General features: G+C 45.0%; 20 protein-coding genes and 1 pseudogene. 13 read left to right on the top strand and 8 right to left on the bottom strand.

The features are described 5' to 3' along the window. The first annotated feature begins 21 nt into the window (after nucleotides 1-21). The 5 genes from fabG (at nucleotide 22) to gmk (ending at nucleotide 4,203) form a co-directional block, all read left to right on the top strand. Complete coding sequence (gene fabG / locus RS24_RS02450) at nucleotides 22-759, top strand: 3-oxoacyl-[acyl-carrier-protein] reductase (RefSeq protein WP_021776596.1); 738 nt, start codon at nucleotides 22-24, stop codon at nucleotides 757-759. A gap of 205 nt (nucleotides 760-964) precedes the next feature. Continuing rightward, nucleotides 965-1,198, top strand: coding sequence for an acyl carrier protein (locus tag RS24_RS02445; RefSeq protein WP_021776595.1), 234 nt, complete (start codon nucleotides 965-967; stop codon nucleotides 1,196-1,198). Between the two features lie 65 nt (nucleotides 1,199-1,263). After that, the gene (fabF, locus tag RS24_RS02440; protein WP_021776594.1) at nucleotides 1,264-2,508 is read left to right on the top strand and encodes a beta-ketoacyl-ACP synthase II; all 1,245 of its coding nucleotides are present in this window, start codon (nucleotides 1,264-1,266) and stop codon (nucleotides 2,506-2,508) included. Beyond that, complete coding sequence (mltG, locus tag RS24_RS02435) at nucleotides 2,509-3,528, top strand: endolytic transglycosylase MltG (RefSeq protein ID WP_021776593.1); 1,020 nt, start codon at nucleotides 2,509-2,511, stop codon at nucleotides 3,526-3,528. A 39-nt stretch (nucleotides 3,529-3,567) separates the two neighbouring features. After that, complete coding sequence (gene gmk, locus RS24_RS02430) at nucleotides 3,568-4,203, top strand: guanylate kinase (RefSeq protein WP_021776592.1); 636 nt, start codon at nucleotides 3,568-3,570, stop codon at nucleotides 4,201-4,203. 14 nt (nucleotides 4,204-4,217) lie between these two features. On the opposite strand, the gene rsmA is transcribed toward gmk, so the two are convergent. From rsmA to RS24_RS02405, 5 genes are all read right to left on the bottom strand, one after another. Then, nucleotides 4,218-5,069: a 16S rRNA (adenine(1518)-N(6)/adenine(1519)-N(6))-dimethyltransferase RsmA gene (gene rsmA, locus RS24_RS02425; protein WP_021776591.1), complete on the bottom strand. Its 852-nt coding sequence runs from the start codon at nucleotides 5,067-5,069 to the stop codon at nucleotides 4,218-4,220. After that, nucleotides 5,069-6,307 carry a peptidylprolyl isomerase gene (locus RS24_RS02420; protein ID WP_021776590.1) on the bottom strand — a complete coding sequence of 413 codons (1,239 nt, stop codon included), beginning with the start codon at nucleotides 6,305-6,307 and terminating at the stop codon, nucleotides 5,069-5,071. The genes rsmA and RS24_RS02420 overlap by 1 nt, the downstream gene beginning before the upstream one ends. Nucleotides 6,308-6,475: 168 nt before the next feature. Continuing rightward, complete coding sequence (locus tag RS24_RS02415) at nucleotides 6,476-8,590, bottom strand: LPS-assembly protein LptD (RefSeq protein ID WP_021776589.1); 2,115 nt, start codon at nucleotides 8,588-8,590, stop codon at nucleotides 6,476-6,478. Next, nucleotides 8,590-9,687, bottom strand: a complete 1,098-nt coding sequence (gene lptG / locus RS24_RS02410) for an LPS export ABC transporter permease LptG (protein ID WP_021776588.1) — start codon at nucleotides 9,685-9,687, stop codon at nucleotides 8,590-8,592. The genes RS24_RS02415 and lptG overlap by 1 nt, the downstream gene beginning before the upstream one ends. A 26-nt stretch (nucleotides 9,688-9,713) precedes the next feature. Further along, a complete protein-coding gene (locus RS24_RS02405) occupies nucleotides 9,714-10,871 on the bottom strand; it encodes an LptF/LptG family permease (protein ID WP_021776587.1) in 1,158 nt (385 codons plus the stop codon). A gap of 120 nt (nucleotides 10,872-10,991) precedes the next feature. Between RS24_RS02405 and RS24_RS02400 the strand changes: the two genes are divergently transcribed. The 3 genes from RS24_RS02400 to ndk all read left to right on the top strand — a co-directional run bounded on the left by RS24_RS02400 (nucleotide 10,992) and on the right by ndk (nucleotide 13,487). After that, nucleotides 10,992-12,467, top strand: a complete 1,476-nt coding sequence (locus tag RS24_RS02400; RefSeq protein ID WP_021776586.1) for a leucyl aminopeptidase — start codon at nucleotides 10,992-10,994, stop codon at nucleotides 12,465-12,467. 2 nt (nucleotides 12,468-12,469) lie between these two features. After that, nucleotides 12,470-12,928 (top strand): DNA polymerase III subunit chi, encoded by a 459-nt coding sequence (locus RS24_RS02395; RefSeq protein WP_021776585.1) that lies wholly within the window; start codon nucleotides 12,470-12,472, stop codon nucleotides 12,926-12,928. Between the two features lie 136 nt (nucleotides 12,929-13,064). Beyond that, entirely contained in the window at nucleotides 13,065-13,487 is a 423-nt protein-coding gene (gene ndk, locus RS24_RS02390) for a nucleoside-diphosphate kinase (RefSeq protein ID WP_021776584.1), read from the top strand. Nucleotides 13,488-14,176: 689 nt separating this feature from the next. On the opposite strand, the gene purN is transcribed toward ndk, so the two are convergent. Together purN and purM are read right to left on the bottom strand one after the other, a co-directional pair. After that, nucleotides 14,177-14,764, bottom strand: coding sequence for a phosphoribosylglycinamide formyltransferase (gene purN / locus RS24_RS02385; protein WP_021776583.1), 588 nt, complete (start codon nucleotides 14,762-14,764; stop codon nucleotides 14,177-14,179). 2 nt (nucleotides 14,765-14,766) lie between these two features. After that, entirely contained in the window at nucleotides 14,767-15,846 is a 1,080-nt protein-coding gene (gene purM / locus RS24_RS02380) for a phosphoribosylformylglycinamidine cyclo-ligase (RefSeq protein ID WP_021776582.1), read from the bottom strand. A 100-nt stretch (nucleotides 15,847-15,946) separates the two neighbouring features. Here purM and RS24_RS02375 point away from each other — a divergent pair, with 100 nt between their 5' ends. Genes RS24_RS02375 through RS24_RS02355 form a run of 5 tightly spaced genes read left to right on the top strand, consistent with a single transcriptional unit; the run spans nucleotide 15,947 to nucleotide 22,631 of the window. Beyond that, a complete protein-coding gene (locus RS24_RS02375; protein ID WP_021776581.1) occupies nucleotides 15,947-17,020 on the top strand; it encodes a DUF2066 domain-containing protein in 1,074 nt (357 codons plus the stop codon). 14 nt (nucleotides 17,021-17,034) lie between these two features. Then, on the top strand, nucleotides 17,035-18,099 hold the full coding sequence (locus tag RS24_RS02370; RefSeq protein WP_021776580.1) for an AI-2E family transporter: 1,065 nt from the start codon (nucleotides 17,035-17,037) through the stop codon (nucleotides 18,097-18,099). After that, nucleotides 18,099-18,812 (top strand): HdaA/DnaA family protein, encoded by a 714-nt coding sequence (locus RS24_RS02365; protein ID WP_021776579.1) that lies wholly within the window; start codon nucleotides 18,099-18,101, stop codon nucleotides 18,810-18,812. The genes RS24_RS02370 and RS24_RS02365 overlap by 1 nt, the downstream gene beginning before the upstream one ends. Nucleotides 18,813-18,839: 27 nt before the next feature. Beyond that, a complete protein-coding gene (locus tag RS24_RS02360; protein WP_021776578.1) occupies nucleotides 18,840-21,044 on the top strand; it encodes an RNA degradosome polyphosphate kinase in 2,205 nt (734 codons plus the stop codon). A 30-nt stretch (nucleotides 21,045-21,074) separates the two neighbouring features. Beyond that, nucleotides 21,075-22,631, top strand: coding sequence for a Ppx/GppA family phosphatase (locus tag RS24_RS02355; protein WP_021776577.1), 1,557 nt, complete (start codon nucleotides 21,075-21,077; stop codon nucleotides 22,629-22,631). Nucleotides 22,632-22,640: 9 nt separating this feature from the next. Here RS24_RS02355 and rnd read toward each other — a convergent pair. Beyond that, nucleotides 22,641-23,791 (bottom strand): annotated as a pseudogene (rnd, locus tag RS24_RS02350) (ribonuclease D). Between the last annotated feature and the right edge of the window lie 123 nt (nucleotides 23,792-23,914).

Raw genomic sequence — 23,914 nt, 5'->3', positions numbered from 1 at the left:
TAAAAAAGAGAGAGAAAAACAATGTTTGATTTAAGCGGAAAAACAGCTCTGATTACCGGAGCATCAGGCGGTATTGGTCAAGATATTGCTGCACGGCTTCATGAAGCGGGTGCTAAAGTAGGACTTGCCGGTACTCGTGAGGCGGTCCTCAAAGAGTTAGCCGACAAGCTTGGCGATGGAGCTATGCCTTTGGTGGCTGACCTATCAACATCCGAAGGCATTGAAAGCCTTATAAAAAGTGCTGAGGAGGCACTCGGCGGTATTGATATTCTTGTCAATAATGCAGGTATCACGCGTGATAATCTGGCATTACGGATGAAAGAGGAAGACTGGAATGATGTACTGGATGTTAACCTAAAAGCAGGTTTTCTATTATCAAAAGCGTGTCTTCGCGGAATGATGAAACAACGCCACGGACGTATAATTGGCATCACCTCAGTAGTAGGGACCACCGGAAACCCTGGGCAGGCGAACTACGCCGCTGCTAAAGCTGGCATGGTTGGGATGAGCAAAGCGCTTGCACAAGAAGTTGCCTCACGCGGTGTCACAGTTAATTGTGTGGCTCCTGGTTTTATAGCTACACCAATGACAGATGTTCTGCCTGACGAACAAAAAGCAACACTGACTGCGGCTGTTCCGGCGGGTCGGCTTGGTAGCGGTAATGATATTGCCGCAGCTGTTCTTTATCTGGCTTCCGATGAGGCTGAGTATGTTACGGGTCAAACGCTTCATGTGAATGGCGGCATGGCGATGATATAAAGGTAAAAATTTCAGTGCTTAGACTGAAAGTTTTATATATTCCATTTTATTTCCTGTATAAGCGTCGCTTTACAGGAAATAAAAAGGGTGTTATTCAGCCGAATTAAATTTTGAAGGATGGTTCATTCTTATTTAGATTTTACATAAATGAATGAATCCTGCTATTGAGTTACAAATTTCAACCATCAATTTAAGGAATTTTGAAATGAGCGATGTTGCCGAACAAGTTAAAAAAATAGTTGTTGAGCATTTGGGTGTAGATGCGGGTAAAGTTGTAGAAAACGCAAGCTTTATTGATGATTTGGGTGCTGACAGTTTGGATACGGTTGAGCTAGTCATGGCGTTTGAAGAAGAATTTGGTATTGAAATTCCTGATGATGCCGCTGAAACAATTTTGACAGTTGCAGATGCCGTTAAGTTTATCTCAGAGGCTTCATAAGTCGCCTACTGATCATAATTTCATAACGATATTGTCTCCTGTCTCTAATAAGATTGGGGTTTAACTTGAGAAGAGTTGTCATAACAGGACTTGGGACTGTCAATCCTCTCGGTGCTTCTTTTGATGAGAGTTGGCAAAACATCCTGCTTTCTCAATCCGGGGCGGGTCGTATTGAGGCTTTTGATGTCTCAGACTTACCTTGTCAGGTCGCTTGTCACGTTCCGGATAGTTTTAATGCTGATGACTGGGTTGAACCCAAAGACCAAAAAAGAAGTGATACCTTCATTATTTATGGCATTGCAGCTGCCACAATGGCACTTCAAGACTCTGGTTTTGTAGCTGAGACGGATGAGCAGCAATATAGAAGCGGTGTTTATATTGGATCTGGCATAGGTGGACTTGCCAGCATTGAGGAGACGGCTTTACTTCTGAATGAAAAGGGCCCTAGACGTGTCAGCCCTTTCTTTATTCCCGGCTCAATTTCCAATCTTGCAAGTGGTCAGGTTTCTATCAGAAATAATCTGAAGGGTCCAAACAGTACTGTTTCTACAGCCTGTTCTACGGGAGCACATGCAATTGGTGATGCTTTTCAGCTTATCAAGCTGGATCAAGCCGATGTGATGGTGGCAGGGGGTGCAGAGGCATCTATTTGTCGTCTGGGGATAGCTGGGTTTGCAGCCTGTCGAGCGCTTTCAACGAGTTTTAATGACACACCAGAAAAAGCATCACGCCCCTATGATAAAGACCGTGATGGTTTTGTTATGGGGGAAGGTGCAGGCGTCGTCGTGCTGGAAGAATATAAGCATGCAAAAAAACGCGGTGCCAAGATTTACGCTGAAGTAATTGGTTATGGTATGTCGGGTGATGCCTATCACATTACGTCTCCTGCGGAAGATGGGGATGGTGGCTTCCGTTCCATGCAAGCTGCCCTAAAAATGTCAGGACTTAATTTAGAAGATATTGATTATGTTAATGCGCATGGTACATCCACGCCAATGGGCGACGAAATTGAGTTGCGCGCCATTGAAAAGCTTTTTGGTAGCGCTAGTGCTAACCTGACAATGTCTTCGACAAAGTCATCTGTAGGTCACTTGCTGGGTGCTGCGGGTTCTGTTGAAGCTATTTTTTCTATTTTGGCGATGCAGGATAATGTTGCGCCGCCGACAATTAATCTCGAGTCACCTTCAGTTGAAACTAAAATTGATCTCGTGCCTAATCAGCCAAAAGAGAAAAATATTGAAGCCGTACTATCTAATTCTTTTGGGTTTGGTGGGACAAACGCCTCTCTGATATTTAGAAGCTGCCCCTAAATGCCAGGCGATACCGAAAGCGTACCGCCACAAACGAAAAGCAAGTCGGCTATCTTTCTCACACGTCTAAAAACTATTTTATCTGCCGGGATTATTACCGCATTTATATTAGGTGTTGCGATAGGCGCGCTTTTCTTTTTACCGTTTCAAAATGATAAGGACACAGTTTTTACTATTGAAACAGGTTCTCCGCTGCCTTTAATCGCACAGCGTCTTAAAAATGAAGGTTTGATTTCCAATCAATATGTTTTCCGGCTGGGAGTTATATTGTTCGGTAATGCCGCTCAGCTAAAAGCAGGCGAATTCAGCATCTCATTGAGAAGCTCTATGTATCGAATCATGCATGTTTTGACTGAAGGGCAGGCGGTTCTTCATTCTGTGACCATTCCTGAAGGCTTAAGTAATGTTCAGATTTACAGTCTGCTTGCGAAGACACCTTTATTGAACGGAGATATAACACGCATGCCGCCAGAAGGTTCGCTTCTGCCTGAAACGTATTATTTTCCGAGAGGTGGCAGTCGAGACGCGTTGATTTTGCAGATGGAAAAAGCCATGCGGCAAACACTCGACCAGCTATGGGATAACAGAGCACCGAACTTACCGCTTCAAAATCAAGACGAAGCCCTTGTTTTGGCTTCAATTGTAGAAAAAGAAACAGGTGTCGCTGCGGAAAGAGCCTTAGTCGCTTCGGTTTTCATCAATCGCCTGAATAAAAATATGCGTCTACAGTCTGACCCAACCATTATTTATGGTCTCAAAAAAGGGCAGGTGTTGGGTCGACCAATACGCAAAAGTGAAATTAAAATGCCAACCGCCTACAATACATATGTAATAAGAGGCTTGCCACCTACACCGATTGCGAATCCTGGACGGCATGCCCTTGCTGCAACGTTAAATCCTGCGAAAACAGATTACCTATATTTTGTTGCTGACGGGACAGGGGGGCATGTTTTTGCGAAAACGCTGTCGGCGCATAATAAAAATGTTGAAAACTGGCGACGTATGAGAGCAAGACAATAAGCTATAATGTAAAACATGAGTGATTCTTCAGGACAAAAAATGACAGATGATTTCTCCCGGCGCGGATTGATGCTTGTGCTGTCGTCCCCGTCCGGTGCGGGTAAAACGACCTTAAGCCGAATGCTGTTGGAAGAAGATAATGAAATTACTATGTCCGTTTCCGCGACGACGCGCCCCCCGCGTACAGGTGAGACGCATGGTGAGGATTATTATTTTGTCGATAAGGAAACTTTTGGCCTGATGGTCAATAAAAATGAGCTTCTCGAACACGCTAAAGTATTTGACAATTACTATGGCACGCCACGAGGCCCCGTTGAGGAGGCTTTGGTCGCAGGTAAAGATGTTCTATTCGATATTGATTGGCAGGGAACACAACAGCTTGAGGAAGCCTCAGCAGATGATCTTGTCCGCATATTTATTTTGCCTCCTTCAGCCGCAGAACTTGAGTCACGGCTTAAAAAAAGAGCGCAGGATTCACTTGAGACTGTGACGAAAAGAATGGCGCAGGCATCAGATGAAATCAGTCACTATGCAGAATATGATTATATAATTTTAAATGAAGATATTGCTGTTAGTCACCGTAAAATAATGACTATTTTAAAAGCCGAGAGACTGAAACGTGTGCGCCAAACGGCTTTGTCTGATTTTGTTAAACAATTACGCGCCTCCCTATAAACTCACTTTCAAATCTATATGTATTCTTTTAATGCTCTAGCGAGTGTGCAGAATTCTTCAATCGTTAAGGTTTCTGCGCGGCGCGTCGGGTCAATATTGCAAGCGATAAGTATGGTTTCTGCTTCATTCGTAATCTGCTTAAGGCTTGCGCGTAGCATTTTCCGGCGCTGGCCAAAAGCCGCTGCTGTCACTTTTTCAAGCGTCGGTAAATCTGCCTCAGCCAGTGGGTGTTCTCTGGGGATAAGGCTGACAATCGCTGAGGTTACTTTGGGCGGGGGGACAAATACGTCTGCTGGCACATCAAATTCAATTCTTGTTTCAGCCAACCAATTGCTGAGGACGGCTAACCGTCCATAGTTATCTTCGCCAGGTTGAGCGCAGATACGTTGTGCAACTTCTTTTTGGAACATTAGCGTGAGACTGTCCCAACCTATAGGAGATTGTGATAGCCATTTGATGAGAAGAGGAGTTGCAATATTGTAGGGCAGGTTGGCGACAATTTTATAATTGCCTTCTAGGATTTCAGAAGGATTGATTTTAAGCGCGTCTCCCATAACCACGGACAGCCTGTCTGGATAGGTAGTAGCGATATCTTCCAGAGCTGGACGAAATCTCTCATCCGCTTCTATAACTGTCACGTGCTCGGCACCTTCCATAAGTAGTCCGCGCGTCAAACCGCCAGGGCCAGGGCCAATTTCAATGACTTTATGTAAGGGGGTGGCGCCTGCTTGCGTTGCCGTTCGGGCTATACGCCGTGTCAGGTTTAAATCCAAAATAAAATTTTGTCCCAGAACTTTGCTTGCGCGTAAATCATGGTCACGAATTATGTCGCGTAAGGGCGGTAGTGGGTCGTCCGTTTCCGGCACTACCGATACTCTACGATTGAGTCACGCCTTAATTCTCTCAAATGACGGCGTGCCATGATAGCCAGTCTTTGTGAGTAAAGATTGTTTTCAATTGCGTCGCGGGAAATGGTCGCGCCTTGGTCATCTTTGCGGTCGCAGACGACGACCATTTCGGCGATTTTCTCGTTCTTTTTGGGGCCGATTACTTGCCCAGCTTCCGTCGTGCTGATTTCAGATTGTAGGTTTTTCGGAAAGCGGCGAAGTTCCACCTGTCCTGTTCTGGTCACATTTCGAGCGTCCATTTCCTTGGCTTTTGCCTCTGTATTTTTACAGGTCGTAAAACTATCCCGTAAAGACTCAAGCTTTGCCAAATGGCCTTCAGTGGCAACATCATATGTGATAATCAGCAAATCAAACAGATTACGCATAGGGTCAATGCCGCCAGATTGTTGTTTGCTGTTTAACTGAACAATATAGATACCTGCTGAGGTTTCTATTGGATCGGATATGTCTCCTGCAGCCATATTTTCAATAATCGGGACAATATTTTCATCAAGCTGGTTAACAGGGGTCCAGCCCAGATTGCCGCCACTCGCTGACGATGAGGCAGCACTGAATTGTCTGGCGACTGCCCCGAAATTAATACCAGCGCGAAGTTGTTGCACAATTTGTGCAGCTTCTGACATGAGCCTTTGTCCGTCTAGCTGGTTATTTGCGAGTAACAAAATTTCGCTGATATTTACACGATCCTGATTCATAGCCGCTTCAGCACGTTCCAGTGTCTCGTCAATTTCTATTTCACCGATTGAAACTTGCCCGCCAAATCGACCTCTCACAAAGCGATTCCAAGCTAGTTCAGCTTCTATTTGATCTTCCATGGTGCGGATATGGACGTTATTTTCTTTAAGGAATTTCTCAACTTCATCAAGACTTCGATTTGTACCAGATGCCATATCTTGCATCGCCGCGTTTATCTCTGCGCGTGAGATTTCGATTTCGCTATCACGGGCTTCTTGCAATTGTAGTTTTTCTTGTATCAGAGTGCGGAGAACCTGACGTCTCAAGCCATCAATATTTTGCGGGGTGCGCTCAATACCTGATGTCACCAGAAAAAGATTAACACGTTGGTCAACGTCAAATTTAGAAATTACCTCATCATTCACAATGGCAGCAATACCTTCAACCTCTCGTGCTTCGGCGGTATTGAAGGTCATAAGAGCCATAAAAATAAAGGCTATAAATTTATTTTTTGTGGTCATAAATTTACTCAAAGATACAGTTTTGCTCATAATATGGGTCAATTAGGTAATTTCCGCTTACATTTAGTAATTAATAATCGAATCCACTAATAGAAGTTCGCAGGTTCGCATGTGAAAGGTTTGGAAACAAGACTTGAGTTAAAAATTCTCTTTGTGGTTTGGCCGATTTTATTTACCGCCGAGAGTGCGTAAAATAATTTTAAACGTCACGCCATTACGTGGTCCGATATTCCCGTTTCGTGTGAATGACTGATTAAAACTCAGGCTTATATCAGTGCAATCATCCCGATAGATTAGCCCGATTGAATTTTTTAGGCGTTTTTCTCTTTCCATATCATATCTTATATGGCCATTTAACAACCAGTTTTCAGATAAGCTGAAATCAAAGGAGCCTCTCGATTCTTCTCGCTCAACGCCGTCAGGCGTTATCGACGCATCCAGATGTGTATAGTGGAGTGAAAAATTTGCCTTTTTGATACTGGCATAAATTTCGCCATCGCTTCGAATGAGCTTCTGATCATCATCGTCAAATCTTAATTGACCATTGAAACCCAAAGCTGAGCCTTGCTCGAAACCTATATCGAGGAGCCAGTCTGAGGCTTTCGCGTCCTGCTCGGTGCCAATTGTCGGGCGCTCTAAAGCTTTATCCCGATAAGACTTACCGACAAACATGCGGTAGGAACTCCCCTTATCCCCTTCAAAAACCGTATTGACCCCGACATCAAACCGATTACCCGTATCAAAGCGGTCATAGCCGGTGTGACGGTAAACATCAAAAAGGTTTAAACTGTCAAATTCCGACGAAAGACTATCTTCATTCGGAATTGCCCCCTCACTGGTTTCCTCATTGGCGATTATTATTTGCGCTGTCGGTTCAATAATCACCGCTCCAGATGTCTGTCTTTTGATAAAGGGCATGCGCCACTTAATGCCTGCATGTGCAAGTAAAACGGACTCCTCATCCTTATTTCTTTGCTCACCACTATCAGTTTCATAGTCATAATAGGCACCACGCACACCGCCGAAGTAATCAAGAATTTGACCAGATTTGAGGATTGACTGACGGTTCCATTCTGTCTCTGCCGCGGCACGATTCAAGTCTGCACCGTTTTTTCGGGACATTGATATTATGTCAGATGTTACACGCAATTCACCGCCGGCGAGATTATCAAAATAATGTTCAGTTCTGATTTGGGGGGCGACTTCTGGCTGAGCGTCTTCATCAATATTGAAAATAGATGTTTTAAAATCGAGTAAACGAACATCAACTATATTCCTTCCATTTGTTTGGCGGATATAGGCTTTAGAGGTGAAAAAATCATCATCATCAATGTCATAGCGCCGCATAAATGATTTATCGGATACCCACCAATAATCATAACCCGCCTGCCAGTTTTCACTCAGCTTAAATGCACCTTTACTTTGAATATTACCTCGGAAGGTTTTGTCATTATCGAGGTTATCCTCTTCATCAAGCCAAAGGCCATTTCCCGAAATGTTATAAGTGCCTTGTGATGTTTTCTGACGCCAATCAAAACCGAGCATGGAGCTTCCATCTGAAATGTAGCGAGGGGAAAGCGTTAAATCATAATCTGGCGCGAGGTTAATGAAATAGGGGAGAGCGACATCAGCTCCCGTGTCGGTTGAGGATTTGAAAACCGGGAAAAGAAAACCACTACGCTTTTTAACATTTGGTGCTGGATGTGTGAGATAGGGTAGATAGAAAACCGGTACACCGCGCATTTCTAAGCGGACATTTTTGTGGGAAATTGTTTTATCTTTTTCATCATAGACAGTTTGGCCACTTCTTAATTGCCATGTCGGAGACGCGTCAGGATTATTTTTGCAGGGTTTGCAAGCCGTAAAAATTGATTTTCTGACGCTGGTTAACTTGCCGGATTCGCGTGATGCCGTTTCCCCCTTAAAACGTAAATTATTTTTCATCATCAGACTGAATTTTTTCAGTGTGGCTTGCTTCATTTCATCTTGAAGCTCGGCACTTTGCGAGGTAACGCTTGTGCCGTCGGTATCAATGAGGATGACATTATCACGAGCTATGATGCGATCTGATTTTTGGTCCCATGTGATTTTACCGGCACGAAGCTCTCTCCCACGATATTGGATTTTTACATCCCCTGAGGCCGTCACAATTTCGGTATCTTGAGCATATGACATGCTCTCAGCTTCAATAAGCGCCTGCTCATCATTAAGGGTTTGGGCATTTATATGAAGCGGGATCATGCACATACAAATGATGAAACCGGTTATAAGAAAATGGCGCATCATCCATCCTCGCGGTGTAAGAGCAGGGTAATTCCAAGCAGGCTAGCAATAACACCCGGCGTCCATGCCGCCAAGGGGGGGGATAACATCGCCAATTCTCCGAGCGTTTTCATAAATTCTGCAAATATAAAAAGCAAAAAGCCGGAAATAACAGACAAAACCACCCCGGATATATGCCCGCCTGACCTTGCATGCTTAAGTCCAAAGGTCGCTGCTATCAGCACCATAGCCACCATTAATAGAGGTCGGGCAAGCAGAAGATGAAAATACATTTCATATTTCTTTACCGGTAATCCGGAAGCTTCGGAAATATTAATGAAGTCATGTAAATCCCAAAAAGAAATAGAACTCGGTGCTTGAAAATTATCAACGATTTGGTCCGTTTTAAATTTTGTAGGTATGTAAATGCTATCTTTTTGAAATGTTTCTAAAGTTTCTTCTTGTACCAACACGTTTTTCAGATGCCAGTTTTGAAAACCTAAAATACCGCTTTTTGCAGTTGCCCGACTGATCAATTGATTTTGATTGTTAAATTGCATTACCACCGGATTTCCAATCTGAATTGGATTTGTTTCTGACACGCTTTCGGCATGTAAAATGTAGAACCCGTCTTTCGTATTCTCTCTTAGCCATAAGCCGTTTTGAGAAATTTTAAGCTGATTGTTTTTTTCGTAAAATTTACTTTCTTTATATTGTTCACTTTGCATGTAGAGATACGATGAGATTGGTTGCCATAGCATCATAAAACAGCTCCCGACGAGGAGTGTTGCCGCTAACCCCGGGGCCAAAAATTGCCATACAGATATGCCTGAAGCTCGGGCGATAATCAGTTCGTTTGAGTTCCGCATTTTTGTAAAAAACCCGATTGTGCCAAACAGGAAAACAAATGGTAAAGTTTCATTTAACAAATTTGGTAAACGCATTAACGAAATAAGCGCAATATTAAAAAAATTGAATGCTTCCTTATTTGAATTGGTTTGAGCGATTTCTGACATATCAAAAACCAAACTAATGAAGGCGGTAAAAATAAACGCACCTCCAACCCATAAAAGGAATTGATGACCAAGATATTTTTTTAATCGCGTGTTGAGTGTCATTTTGATTTCTTGTTTCGTGGCTCGTTTTAATGATTTGGTTTGTTTAGGTCTGCTGTAGAGGTGTGTGACGTCATTGATTTAAAAATTGATGGCCAATTATTTTTAGAACCTCCAAATTGAAGATACAGACAAGCAATTATTAATGCAAAAACCGGAGGGGTATAGATATTCGCAATAATACCTGACTTACTTTCTGCGAGTCCTGCGAAAATCATAGCGATTATATAATATCCCAGCGTAACTATTATGCATGTGCTCATTCGCCGTTTATTGCCAGTGCGTCCAAAGATACCGGTCAGGATACAGGCTGAAACAATCAGCCCGATAATGAGTGGGGTCAGGATGTTTGCGATACGTTTGTGACCTGAAATTTCATATTTTCTAAGGGTTTGCGGAGCCAGTTGAGACGCGTTAGGGGGACTCAACAAATCTCTGAGATACATTTCATCGGTTTTAAACCTGACGTCTTTGGGTTTTTTTGTTTCTAATGTGTTTTGATAGACATATTCTTCGAACGATAGACTGCCCTTTATATCATTTTGAAGGTCCTGCAAAACCTTACCATTCACTAACCTCATGCCCGGCTGATTATTATTCTGAACAATTTCAGCACTCTCAGCAATATAGACAACAGACCTGTCCTCTTTGGTTGCATCATAGATGATGATGTTTTCATAAAAACCTTTGTCAGAGATGCTGTTTACATAAATTGTGAGGCCTTTGCCGATTTCACTGAAGGTGCCAGGCTTTATGAGATTTACAAAAAGATTATCGGCGATTTCTTTTCTTTTTTCTCGAAGCTCTTGCATAGTCATTGGTTGCACCTGAAATTCCATCAAGGCCAGAAAAACTGTAACCCCTAAACAAAGCAGGAGGCCCGGCGCGGCAAGTTGCCAACGGTTTTGCCCAGAAGCAGAAAGTATAACCAGTTCATTATCGTTAATCATGCGTTGCTTGACGGAGACAAGTGCTGCAAGCATTGATAAAGGCATGACATGAACAAATAGTTTTGGCAGGAGTAAAAGCGTCAATCCGAAAAAATACAAAAGGCTGTCAATCCGCCCATCAATTTTGTCGAGTAACTGGACAGATTGGACGATATAAACCATTCCCCCAAACATGAGGGTAAAAATCAGGAGCGCGATCAGATATTGCTTAAACAGATATCGGGCGTAACGGGGCATCGCTCTCTCTTAGATGACTTGACCTTGTTTAGCATATTCGAAATGATTTCCCTACCTTTCAGAAAATTAATATATATATTTAACCGATATTTCAGAAACATAACCAATCAGGAGCTTTACATGAACCTCACCTTCTCAGCTTTAAAAATCCCCACATCCGGCACTTTAGGTATCACGGTTGGCGATAAGGGGCTTGGGACGTTGGGCAAAAAACTAAACAAGATGACAGGTGGCGCTCTTGAGCGCGCAATGAAAAATAGCGGCTTCAAAGCTGTATCGAAGTCATCTCTGACAGTTCTTGAGCCGTCTGGAACAAAGCTCGGCAAAATTATTCTAATAGGAATGGGACGTTCTTCTGCTGTCAAATCTCATGACCTTGAGCTGCTGGGCGGTAAATTTGCAGCGGCATGTGAAAAAGATAAAACGGCGACGGTCTTGTTTGAAACACCAGAGGGATATGCCCTTAAGTCGGATGAGGCGGCCGCACGTTTTGCACTTGGGGTTTTATTGCGCAGCTATAGATTTAATAAATACAAAACCGTCAAAAAGAATGCGCCTGTCTTAAACAAAGTGACAGTTGGTGTGAGTAACCCGACATCGGTGAAGAAGGCTTATACGCCGCTTAAAGGACTTGCTGCAGGTATGATGACAGCGCGTGACTTGGTTAATGAGCCAGCGAATGTTTTGCATCCAACAGAATTTGCCAAGCGCGCTAATAATCTGACGAAACTGGGTGTAACAGTTGAGGTGTTGACTGAAGCTCAAATGAAGCGTTTGGGTATGGGAGCGCTTTTGGGAGTCGGCCAAGGCAGTGTTCAGCCGAGTAAAATGGTTGTGATGCAATGGAAAGGCGCTGCTAAAACCAAAAAGCCGGTGGCTTTTGTCGGCAAGGGCGTGTGTTTTGATACGGGCGGTATTTCAATTAAGCCTTCAGCAGGCATGGAAGATATGCGCGGCGATATGGGCGGTGCTGCGGCGGTCACAGGTCTTATGGAAGCTCTTGCACGCCGTAAAGCCAAAGCCAATGTGGTCGGGGTGATTGGCCTGGTTGAGAATATGCCATCTGGTGATGCACAACGCCCGGGCGATATTGTGACGTCCATGTCGGGGCAAACGATTGAGGTTTTAAATACAGACGCTGAAGGACGTCTGGTCTTGGCGGATGCGCTTTGGTACACCCAGCAACGCTTCAAGCCTCAATTTATGATTGATTTGGCAACCCTGACGGGCGCTATTTTGGTTGCACTTGGTCAGGAATATGCAGGACTGTTTACCAATAATGATAAAATCGCTGAACGTCTGACACAGGCGGGCGAGGCCGAGGATGAAAAAGTATGGCGCATGCCCTTGCATGAGAAATTCGATAAGATGATTGATACTCCCAATGCTGATATGAAAAATATTGGTGGGCGTTATGCCGGATCAACCACGGCGGCGCAATTCCTTCAGAGGTTCACGAATAAAGTCCCATGGGCGCATCTCGATATCGCTGGTACGGCGATGGGGTCACCTAAAACCCCGACAAGCCAATCATGGGCGAGTGGTTATGGTGTAAAATTGCTTAACCGCTTTGTGCAGGATTTTTATGAAGGCTGAACATGACGGATGTTCTGTTCTATCATCTTGAAAGGCAGTCTTTAGAGCAGGCTTTGCCGATTTTGCTGGACTTAAGCATGCAACGTAATTGGCGTGTTGTCGTTCAGGCCGGGTCACCCGAACGCGTGAAAATCCTCGACGAGCATTTGTGGACATACCAAGATGATAGTTTCATGCCGCATGGCGCATCCGGTGATATGGCGGCTGAAGATGCCGCTACACAACCGATTTGGCTGACAGACAGCGCAGAAACCCCTAATGATGCACAAGTGTTGTTTTTGGTGGACGGTGCTGACCGTGATGAGATTAGACAGTTTGAACGGTGTATCTATATGTTCGATGGCGGTGATGATGAAGCTGTTCGCCAAGCGCGGGATAAATGGAAGTCTCTGTCCGATGAAGATTATAGCCTGACTTATTACCAGCAAAACCATGCAGGAAAATGGGAAAAGAAGGGCTGAAGGCTTTTCTTTAAACGCTAAATCAAAATGTATTTCTGACCGAATATGCCTGTTCTTGTGAGGCCTTGCAAAGTCTGTAAACACCTCTTATAAGGCCGATAAGACAATCTACAGGACAATTTAAGAGGATAAACTCATGGCTTTAGAACGTACTTTTTCAATCATCAAGCCCGATGCAACTAAGCGTAATCTGACCGGGAAAATCATTGACCGTTTTGAAAGTAATGGTCTTCGTGTGGTTGCTTCTAAACGACTTCACATGAGCCGTGAGCAAGCGGAAGGTTTTTACGCTGTGCATAAAGAGCGTCCTTTTTTTGGTGAGTTGGTTTCTTTCATGATTTCCGGCCCAGTGGTTGTGCAGGTGCTGGAAGGCGAAAATGCCATTGCCAAAAATCGCGAAATTATGGGCGCGACAAACCCGGCTGATGCCGATGAGGGGACAATCCGTAAGGATTTTGCCGAGAGCATTGAAGCCAACTCAGTGCATGGTTCAGACGCACCGGAAACCGCCGCAGAAGAGATTAAGTTCTTTTTCTCCGATGACGAAATTGTTGGCTAATTAACTAACGCTACTTAAATCGCTCTGCTTAAATCTTTAAGTGATGTTTTGTATATCGGGGGTGCGCACCGCCGCTTTTGGCTTGTAGAACTGCCTTTACATGTGCCTTGCGCCCGTTCTCAATACGCTGACACACGGACGGTATGGTGTATTTGATTGACGTCAATCTCTTTTATTTGACCATGCCCCCGATACAAAACTCGTTTTTGCTGCCACAAAAAAACCGGCACCAGGTTATAAACACTTGCTTTTCCGCAGGGAAAGCCCAGTGTGCCTTCCCCCGCCGAAGCCGTTTCGCGCCCTTCATGGGTCGTGAAACGGTGAAGCGGCTATTCCCGTAAACACGGTGCTGGCAACGCATAAATAAAAACCGGCACCATCAAGAAGATGGCGCCGGGGTATTAACAAACCGGTAACATTCGGCTACGACGTATTCGGCATAAACCTTATTTCGCCGCCACCCCGACTTATCGGAGTGAACGGATTTTCCGCGCAAAACATAAAAAAAGGCCTAACGTCCCAAAAGGAGCATTAAGCCGCATACGCTTCATGAATTGCAGCTTGTTACAGAGGGTGTTAATCCCCACTCATACGCCGTCCGCGTACAAGCAAGATTAATATATCAGAAATTGTCATTAAAAAAGGAGATAATAACTTGCTACACTTCGAATTTGTGGGGTGATGGCTTATCACCCGCGCAGGCGTGACAACATAATATCCAACGCTTCGGGATAGGCGATTAATTCTTGCTCCATTACCCGGGCTGCGAGCGTGTCCTCCGTATCGGTGGGAAAAACGTACACTTGTTTTTGTACCAATATCGGGCCTTCATCCATCTCAGGCCTTATCAGATGCACCGTGCAGCCGTGAGTGTTCTCGCCTGCTTCCAATACGCGGCGATGCGTGTGCAAACCTTTATAGGCTGGGAGCAGAGATGGGTGAATGTTTATGATGCGGTCTTGCCAGTAATTTACGAACTCCGGTGTTAGCAAGCGCATAAAGCCGGCAGCACAAATAAGTTCGATATCTGCCGCCTGCAAAGCTGTTTGCATTGCAGCATCAAAATCAGCGCGGTCACTATAATCCGTGTGGTTTATCAGTTCATGCGGGATATTATTATCGCGGCAAAAATCCAGCCCTTTTGCTTCCGGCCGGTTACAAATCGCCAGTTCCAGCGTGGCGGGGACATGCGCGGCATTTATATGCGCCGCAAGATTGCGTAGATTAGTCCCCGTTCCGGAAAATAAAATAGCAATACGGGTTGAGGCGGTTGTCATGTCTAGTTAGTTTTGAGGCCGGAGTATGTGACAGCGTCAATGTTTCGTTCAGTGATATGCCCGATGGCAAAACATGTCTCGCCTTGTTTCGTCAGGCTCGATATCAGCTTATCGACGTCCTCAGGCGCGACTACAACCGCCATACCAATACCGCAATTAAAGGTACGCAGCATTTCCGTCATCACCATATTGCCAGCCCGTTGTAACCAATCAAAAATCGGTGGCATCCCCCAAGTCTGCAGGTCAATATGCGCACTAAGTTCTGGTGTTAAAATACGCGGTAGATTTTCTTGAAACCCGCCGCCTGTAATGTGTACGAGACCTTTAATATTTTTAACCGTTTTGATTGTTGCGAGCAGAGGCTTGACGTAAATTTTTGTTGGTGTCAGCAGCGCTTCTGCAAGTGTCTTATTGCTACCCGTTGGGTCAAGGGATGACCAGTCAAGATTTTGTTGCGCCACCAACCGTCGAATGAGTGAGTAACCATTCGAATGTGGCCCGCTAGAAGCGAGACCTATAATCACATCACCGGATTGAATATCTTTGCGTGGCAAGATGGCGTCGCGTTCCACTGCGCCGACAGCAAAACCTGCCAAATCATAATCCCCATCTGCATACATGCCCGGCATCTCGGCTGTTTCCCCGCCAATCAAGGCGCATCCCGCTTGCTTGCACCCCTCTGCAATTCCTGCAACCACCCGCGTTGCAACCTCTACCTCCAAATGACCAGAGGCAAAATAATCGAGGAAAAACAATGGCTCGGCGCCTTGAACCACAAGGTCATTCACGCTCATGGCGACTAGGTCAATACCGACTGTATTATGGATATTGCTTTCAATTGCAACTTTGAGTTTTGTGCCCACGCCGTCATTCGCCGCGACCAACACCGGATCTTTGTAATGACAGGCAGCTAAATCAAAAAGGCCGCCAAAACCGCCAAGATCGGCATCTGCGCCGGGGCGGGAGGTCGCCTTCGCTAAAGGGACAATGCGGCGGACGAGTTCATTGCCGGCTTCAATATCCACGCCAGCGGCTTTATAGGTTTCTTCGGAGGGCTGAGTTCTGTCTTTTTTGTCTGTCATGTTTGGTTTATAACTTACTTTCCGCGTTATTGACCGTAATCGACATGAAAAAGCCGTTTTTTTCAAGTTGTATAACAGTATATCGGCTTTTGAGGAAAAAATGTTGAAATTCTTAACAAAAACAAGCGTATTTCTGGCGCTCACTTATGCTGCTTTTATCGGCTCTACTTTGGGCGCGCAGGCCTCTAACCTGTTCGAGGTTAAAAATGTCAACGTTGATGCCGAAGCTTCATCTGCACTTGAAGCACGGGGCATTGCCTTAAAAGATGGTCAATCTCGGGCCTTCCAGATTTTGTTAAAACGCTTAACCCGCGTTGAGGATTGGCCTGTTCTGCCTATTGTCAGTGAGCAGGAGATAGAAACTTTCGTTCGCAGATTCCGTGTGCAGGATGAAAAAACTTCCAGCCGTCGCTATTTGGCCTCCATGTCAGTCGTTTTTGAACCTGAAACCGTGCTAGATTTGTTACGCACGCTCAATATTCCGTTTTCAGAGACCCAAGCGCGCCCCATGTTGCTTTTGCCCGTGCTGGAAGATGTTGATGGTTACCGTCTCTGGGATAATCACTGGTGGGCAGAAAGCTGGGCGCAGGTGGACTTAAGAAATATTCCCGCGCCTATGGTTTTGCCGCTGGGTGATCCGGAAGACCGCGCCATGCTGGATGTCGAGGATGTCTTGCTCAGTGATACACAGAGCATGGCAGCGCTGGCTAAAAGATATAATGTCGACACGGTTGTGATTGCGCACGCATTGGCAACAGAAAAAGGAAGGTTGGATGTTTCGGTCTATCAATATTCCGCAGCCGGCAGTCGGCTATTTGTCAGAAATTATAAGGGGCAACGTAATCCGGCAGATATTGCTGGCGAGGCTGTAGAGGATATTCTTTCAGCTTTTGCGAAAGAATGGAAACAGACATCCGTTGTTGAGGTCGGCGATCAGGTCACTTTTACCGTTGCCGCCGATTATGAGCGCATGGGCGAGTGGCTTACAATGCTTGAACGTCTTGAGGCGGCGAGCTTTATAAAATCATTGGACATTCATGTGCTAACCTCACAAGGTGCAATTTTGTCGTTGGCCTATACAGGTTCAGTTGACCAGTTGGCGTCAAATCTGGCGCAAAGTGATATGCTGTTACGAGAAGAAAAAAATGGCTGGCGACTTAAATTGAGACGCTGATAAAAGGAAAAAAAGTGCAAAGCATCACAATGAAACAACTCCTCCTTCTCATTGCCGCCGCGCTCAGCGTGTGGTTATTCGTTTCTCTGGCAGATATAATGTTGCCATTCATTGCCGGTTTTGTGGTCGCTTATTTGCTGGACCCTCTTGTGGATAAGCTGGAGAACATTGGCCTGCCAAGACTTCTGTCAAGTTCGCTGGTGATGGGGACGTTTATGTTACTCATCATAATCTTGTTTACTTTAGGGTTGCCCGTCATTGGCGAGGGTATTCAAGAAGCCATAGCTGCTTTGCAGGAACAATATGCGAAATTTAAACTCTGGTTTGCAGGGGTTGAGGACACATATTTGAAAGATAATGAAGACATTCAAAATACCATAAAAGAATTCTCATCTACGGCGGTGGATAATATCTCGGCTGTGGGGCAGGGCGTATTGTTGCGGGGGCTATCTTTCCTAAATATTTTGACCCTGATTTTTATCACGCCGATTGTTTCCTTCTATTTGTTAAATGATTGGGACAGAATGATTGAACAAATAAACAACATTCTGCCACCAAAACATGCCACGGCAATTCGCGAAGTCGTGGGTGAGGTTGAGGAGGTTCTCGATGGCTTTATTCATGGGCAAGCCACGATTTGCGTTTTCCTCGCTATTTTTTATGCCGCTGGATTATATTGGGTTGGCTTAAATGGCGCCATAGCCGTGGGTGTTCTGGCGGGGCTTGTCAGTTTTATTCCTTATGTTGGTGCATTATTTGGCGGCGTTTTAGCCGGGCTTCTTGGGTTGATGCAATTCTGGCCCGATATTACGAGCTTGTTGCTTATCGCAATGGTCTTTGCAGTCGGGCAGTTTATAGAGGGGAATTTTTTGACGCCGAGATTAATTGGCGGCAGGGTGCGACTGCATCCTGTATGGATTATGTTTGCCTTGCTTGCATTTGGTTCTTTACTTGGTTTTATCGGCTTGTTGCTTGCGGTACCCGCCGCTGCAGTGATTGGTGTGTTGGTGCGTTATACAATCAGGAACTATCAATCAGAAAATCAAACGGATAGTGCCTCACCTGCCGGGCAGGATTAATGCCCGAATTAGAAGGTGAGCAGCTTGTTTTTGATTTGCCAGTTCGGCCTGCATTGGACAGGGAGAATTTTCTTGTCTCAGACTCCAATCTTCGGGCAGTTGATACGATTGACAGTTGGCCGTCTGGTTCAGAGATAGAAACAGATTATGTGAAAATAATCTGCGGCCCTGCGGCCTGTGGGAAATCTCATTTGGCTGCAGTTTGGGGGCTTAAGATGGATGCTTACATTCTTGCCGCTAAAGATTTACACCTCCATGAACTCGATCAATTGATGGATGAAAAAGCGTTAGTCGTAGATGGTGTTGAAAATATCGGTAGTGATCCTCTCACCCAAGCTGCGAATGAAGAAATATTGTTTCATTTGTTTAACAATGCGCGTCAAAGGCGGCATCCGCTTTTGTTGACCGCGAGCTTGGCTCCGGGGCATTTGCAAATTGACCTTGCTGATTTAAAATCACGATTATCCGCTTTGGTCGTTGCTACGATGTTGCCACCATGTGATATGTTGATGCGGGCAATTCTTGTTAAACTTTTTACCGACCGGCAGCTTAAAACAGATGAAAAGGTTGTGTCTTATCTTGTCTCAAGATTGGAAAGGTCATTTTTGAGTTTGAATGAAATTGTCTCAACAATTGACCGTACGACGCTGAGTCGGAAAGCACCGATTACTGTGCCAATGGTCCGCGAGATTATGGCGCATAACGATGATTAACTGAACGATGAACCGGGTAGAGACCTCATGAGTGAAAAAATAATTAAAGATAATCAATCTAAAAAAGAAGATAAGAAAAACGTCACCGGTCGGCTGGGCATAATTCGCAAAAGTGGTGATCCGCCCGATAGCTTGTTTGGGTTTTCGCGTTCCGCGCGTTTCATCAACCGCGAACTTTCTTGGCTGGCTTTCAACACACGTGTTCAGGAAGAAGCCGATAATAAAGATCACCCGTTAATGGAACGGCTTAAATTCTTATCTATATCCGGCAGTAACTTAGATGAATTTTTTATGGTTCGGGTTGCCGGCTTGCACGGGCAAAAACTCGCTGGTGTTGATAAACGCAGTCAGGAAGACATGACGCCCGCTCAACAGCTTGAAAAAATTCTGGCGCGCACGAATGAACTCATGACGCGGCAGCAGAATAGTTGGTTGACTATTCTCGAGGAAATGAAGGCGCATAATATTGAAGTTGTAGGATCCCATGATATCCCGCAAGAAAATGAGGAGTGGTTGGAGTCCTATTTTTTATCCGAGGTGATGCCCGTCTTAACACCATTAGCCATTGACCCGGCGCATCCATTTCCATTTATTCCAAATCTTGGTTTTGCGCTTGTCCTGCAGATGTCGCGTCTCACAGATAGCAAGAAAATGAATGCGCTCTTGCCGTTACCTCAACAGCTTAAGCGCTTTATAAAACTACCAACAAATGCTGATAAAACCGTATTCCTGCCGTTGGAAAATCTGGTGTCACTTTATTTGGAGCGTATTTTTCCGGGCTATGAAATTTTAGGGCAGGGCGTTTTTAGAGTTCTCAGGGACAGCGATATTGAAGTTGCAGAAGAAGCCGAAGACCTTGTGCAATTATTTGAGACAGCATTAAAACGCAGGCGACGAGGTATGGTTATACGTCTCGAGATTGATAAATCCATGCCGGATAATCTGGTGCGTCTGGTTGTGGATGAACTTGAGGTGCAGGCCGAAGATGTGGTTTTTGTTGACGGCCTGGTCGGTGTCTCGCAGACGGATCAGATTGTTGATGCGATTGGCTCAGAATTTAAGTTTAAACCTTTTATTGCGCGTTTCCCGGAACGTGTTCGGGAACATGGTGGCGATTGTTTCGCGGCTATTCAAGTGAAGGATATTCTGGTTCATCACCCCTATGAAAGCTTTGATGTTGTTGTACAATTTATTCGTCAGGCTGCAGCAGACCCTAACGTGGTGGCAATTAAGCAAACGCTTTACAGAACCACTGAAGACAGTCCGATTGTGCAAGCTTTAATTGAAGCTGCGGAGGCTGGTAAAACTGTCACAGCACTTGTCGAGTTGAAGGCGCGTTTTAATGAGGCGACTAATATTCGCTTGGCGCGCGACTTGGAACGCGCAGGTGTTCAGGTTGTTTATGGTTTTATTGAATTGAAAACGCATGCCAAAGTCTCGCTGGTTGTAAGGCGTGAGGGTTCTGGATTAAGAACTTATGTGCACCTTGGCACGGGTAACTATCACCCGATTACGGCTAAAATTTATACTGATTTATCCCTTTTTACTTGTAATCCCGAGATTGCCAGTGATGCCGGTCAGGTTTTTAATTTCTTTACAGGTTACGCTGAGCCGAGTGATTTACATCAGATTGCTGTATCACCGGTTAATTTGCGTGAGACGGTTGTTGAAAAAATTGATGCTGAAATTGAGCATGTAAAAAATGGGCGCCCTGGTTCCATCTGGGCAAAAATGAATTCTCTTGTTGACCCTTTCATTATCGACAAACTTTATGAAGCTGCTCAAGCTGGTGTAAAAATCGATTTGATTGTGCGGGGAATATGTTGTTTGCGCCCTGGTGTTGAGGGACTTTCGGAAAATATCAGAGTGAAAAGCATCGTTGGGCGTTTTCTGGAGCATGCGCGAATCTTATGTTTTGGCAATGGTCATGAGATGCCCTCTGAACACTCATTAGCGTTTATTACTTCAGCTGACTGGATGCCTCGAAACCTTAACAGACGCGTTGAGGTGCTTACACCAATTCTTAACCCGACGGTGCACGAACAAGTTGTTCATCAGATTATGCATGTCAATTTGCTGGATAATCAACAAAGTTGGTACATGCAGCCTGATGGAACTTATAAACGAGGGGTGGTCGCTAATGGAGAATCATCTGTAAATGCTCATGATTATTTTATGATCAATCCAAGCCTCTCGGGGCGCGGTAAATCGGCTAATCAAAGCGACTTGTAACGAAGCCTACTGACCGGAAACTTGAATACGATGGCAAAAAACGGTCTTAAATTCCCAAAAATCAGCTTCGGACGTCAATTCCGTTCACCGGAAGCTCCCCTTGGAATTGTCGATATTGGGTCAAACTCTGTGCGTCTTGTTGCTTTTGGCGGATCTGCCAGATCTCCTGTGCCAATTTATAATGAAAAAATCTTTTGTAAGCTCGGTGAAAGTGTTGCAGCTACAGGTCATATTGAAGGCGCGTCACTTGAATTGACACTTGCAACACTGAAGAGATTTCGTGCAATCGGTAAGCGACTTGGTATATCGGATTACCGCGTGGTTGCAACTGCCGCCGTACGTGAAGCCGAAAATAGAGATGAGTTTGTCAAAAAAGCCAGCCTTGCTTTGGGAACGGATATTCAGGTTATTTCTGGTCAGATGGAAGCCAAATATGCCGCGAAAGGCGTCATGATGGGTTTTGAAAAAGTGGATGGCGTTGTAGCAGATCTTGGTGGTGGCAGCCTCGAACTTGTAAGGGTTGTCAAAGGCGAGATTATTGATGCGGAAACGCTTCCGCTGGGTGTTTTGCGTCTTACAGCCGAATTTGGTGATGATAAAGACAAAATGGCAGCCCATATCAAAAAACAAATCTCATCACTTCAATGGCTTAAGAAATCTTCCGATAAGCCTGTCTATATGGTTGGGGGAACGTGGCGGGCTTTGGCACGCATCCATATGGCGCAAAAAAAATATGAACTCAAAATGCTCCATCACTACAAGATGCGTTCTGCTGATATTTTAGATTTCTCCAGGCTTATCGGCAATTTGTCGCCTGAGTCGGTTGAACATATACATGAGGCGAATGCTGTGCGGCGGCCCTATCTCCCTGTCAGCGCCATGGTACTTTATCGCATTACCAAATTAACAGGCTGCAACAATTTAATTGTCTCTGCTAACGGGTTACGTGAAGGCATTATTTACAATTCGCTATCGACAGCTTTGAAAGACAAAGACCCGCTTATGGTTGCATGTGAAGATATTTCAAAAAGAATGACCAAAGACCCGCTTTATGGCATGGAACTTCTGGAATGGACTTCCGGCTTGTTTAATGGTCAGGGCTTGTCACCTAAGAAATTAAAAAAATATAACAGACTTCGCAGAGCAGCTTGTCTCATCGGGGATATGGCATGGAATCAGCACAATGATTATAGGTGCTGGTTTGCAGCTAATACGATTTTACGTGCACCGTTGAATTGCATCAATCACGAGGGGCGTCGCTTTCTCGCTCATACTTTATATTCGCGCCATAATGGGAACTTGAGTGAGTTGCCGCTAGGTATGGAGCCTGTTGAAGATACGACGCTGGCGCTGAGCCGTGCTTTAGGGTTGGCGTTTAGGTTAGCGCATTGTCTTTCAGGTTCGCTGCATGGATTGATTAATGATACACGGCTTTCACGGCACGGGAAAAAACTCGTTTTTGAAATGGATGCCGGGCGAAGCCGTCTTTACGGTCCCATCGTTGAGAAAAGAGTATGTGCTCTTGCAGATGCGTTAAATTTACAACCCGAAATTTATGTTGGTGCGGATAAGATAGAGCTTGGTTAAATTCAGCCTTTAGTCGCGTTTGATAATTAAGATTCTGTCATTTTCGGAGGCAAGAGCCAGCCTGCCGTTTTTCAAATCCATAGCGGCTGAACCAAAAACATCCTTGCGCCAGCCCTCCATGCATTTGACATCGGGATTATCATCGCTAGCGATACGTTCGAGGTCAGCAACGTTGGCTATAAGCTTGGGTGCGACTTGATTTTCTTCACAGCAATACTTCAAAAGAACTTTCAATAAATCTACCAGAGGGCCAATACCGGGGCGATTCTCAACCACGGGTGGGGGGGCGGTAAGTCGTTTTTTGTCAGCTTGCGCCCAGCTTCAATCGCTTCCATCAGTCCTGCTGCATTTCGAGAAGAGATAAAACCTGTGGGGACAGAGCGCATTTTGTCAAAGTCTTCCGGCTTTTTAGGGTTTTGAAGCGCTATTTCTCGAATGGCGTCATCTTTGAGTATCCGGTTTCTTGGGAGATCGCGGGTTTGTGCCTGAATTTCCCGCCATTTAGCCAGTTCAATGACGACCCCCATAATATGAGGTCGTTTATCTTGATATTTTAAGCGTTTCCAAGCGTTTTCTGGCGATTGATTATAGGTTTCAGGATTAGTGAGCATATCCATTTCTTCTGAAAGCCATGCTAAACGTCCTGTTTTTTTAAGGTCATTCTCAAGGTTTTCAAAAATATCCCGCAAGTAGGTCACATCCGCGAGTGCATAGGTTAGCTGGTCGTTATTTAAGGGGCGTCGACTCCAATCCGTGAATCGTGAACCTTTATCAATTGTTCCCTGTGCGATACGCTTTACAAGCGCTTCATAGCTGATTGAGTCACCATATCCACACACCATGGCCATGACTTGGGTGTCCATCATCGGGCTAGGGATAATACCGGCTTCTTTGTGAAAAATTTCAATATCCTGCCGGCAGCCATGCATGACTTTGAGGATGTTCGGATTCTTTAAAATTTCGAAAAATCCCGACATATCAATGCCTTCAGCCAGAGGGTCAATAAGAGCCTCAAAGCCGGGCATAGCTATTTGAATAAGACAAAGCTTGGGCCAGAATGTTTTTTCGCGAAGAAATTCAGTGTCAATTGTGACATATCTACTGGTTTGAAACTGGGCGCAGGCCTGATTAAGCTCTGAAGTTGTCGTAAGTAATCGCATCGGTTTGGTTTATAGACCAGTCGGGGGTATTCTAAAAGCTAATTTAAGTCTCGAAAGGTGCTTGACAAAACAGGCTCAGGCATGTGATTTCCGGCACACAGAGAGTCTTCTAACTACCACCCG

The organism is Candidatus Micropelagos thuwalensis, from assembly GCF_000469155.1.
Classification (GTDB): Bacteria; Pseudomonadota; Alphaproteobacteria; order RS24; family RS24; genus Micropelagius; species Micropelagius thuwalensis.
The sequence above is the reverse complement of the archived record's forward strand: the minus strand, read 5'-3'. Positions and strand labels throughout refer to the sequence as shown.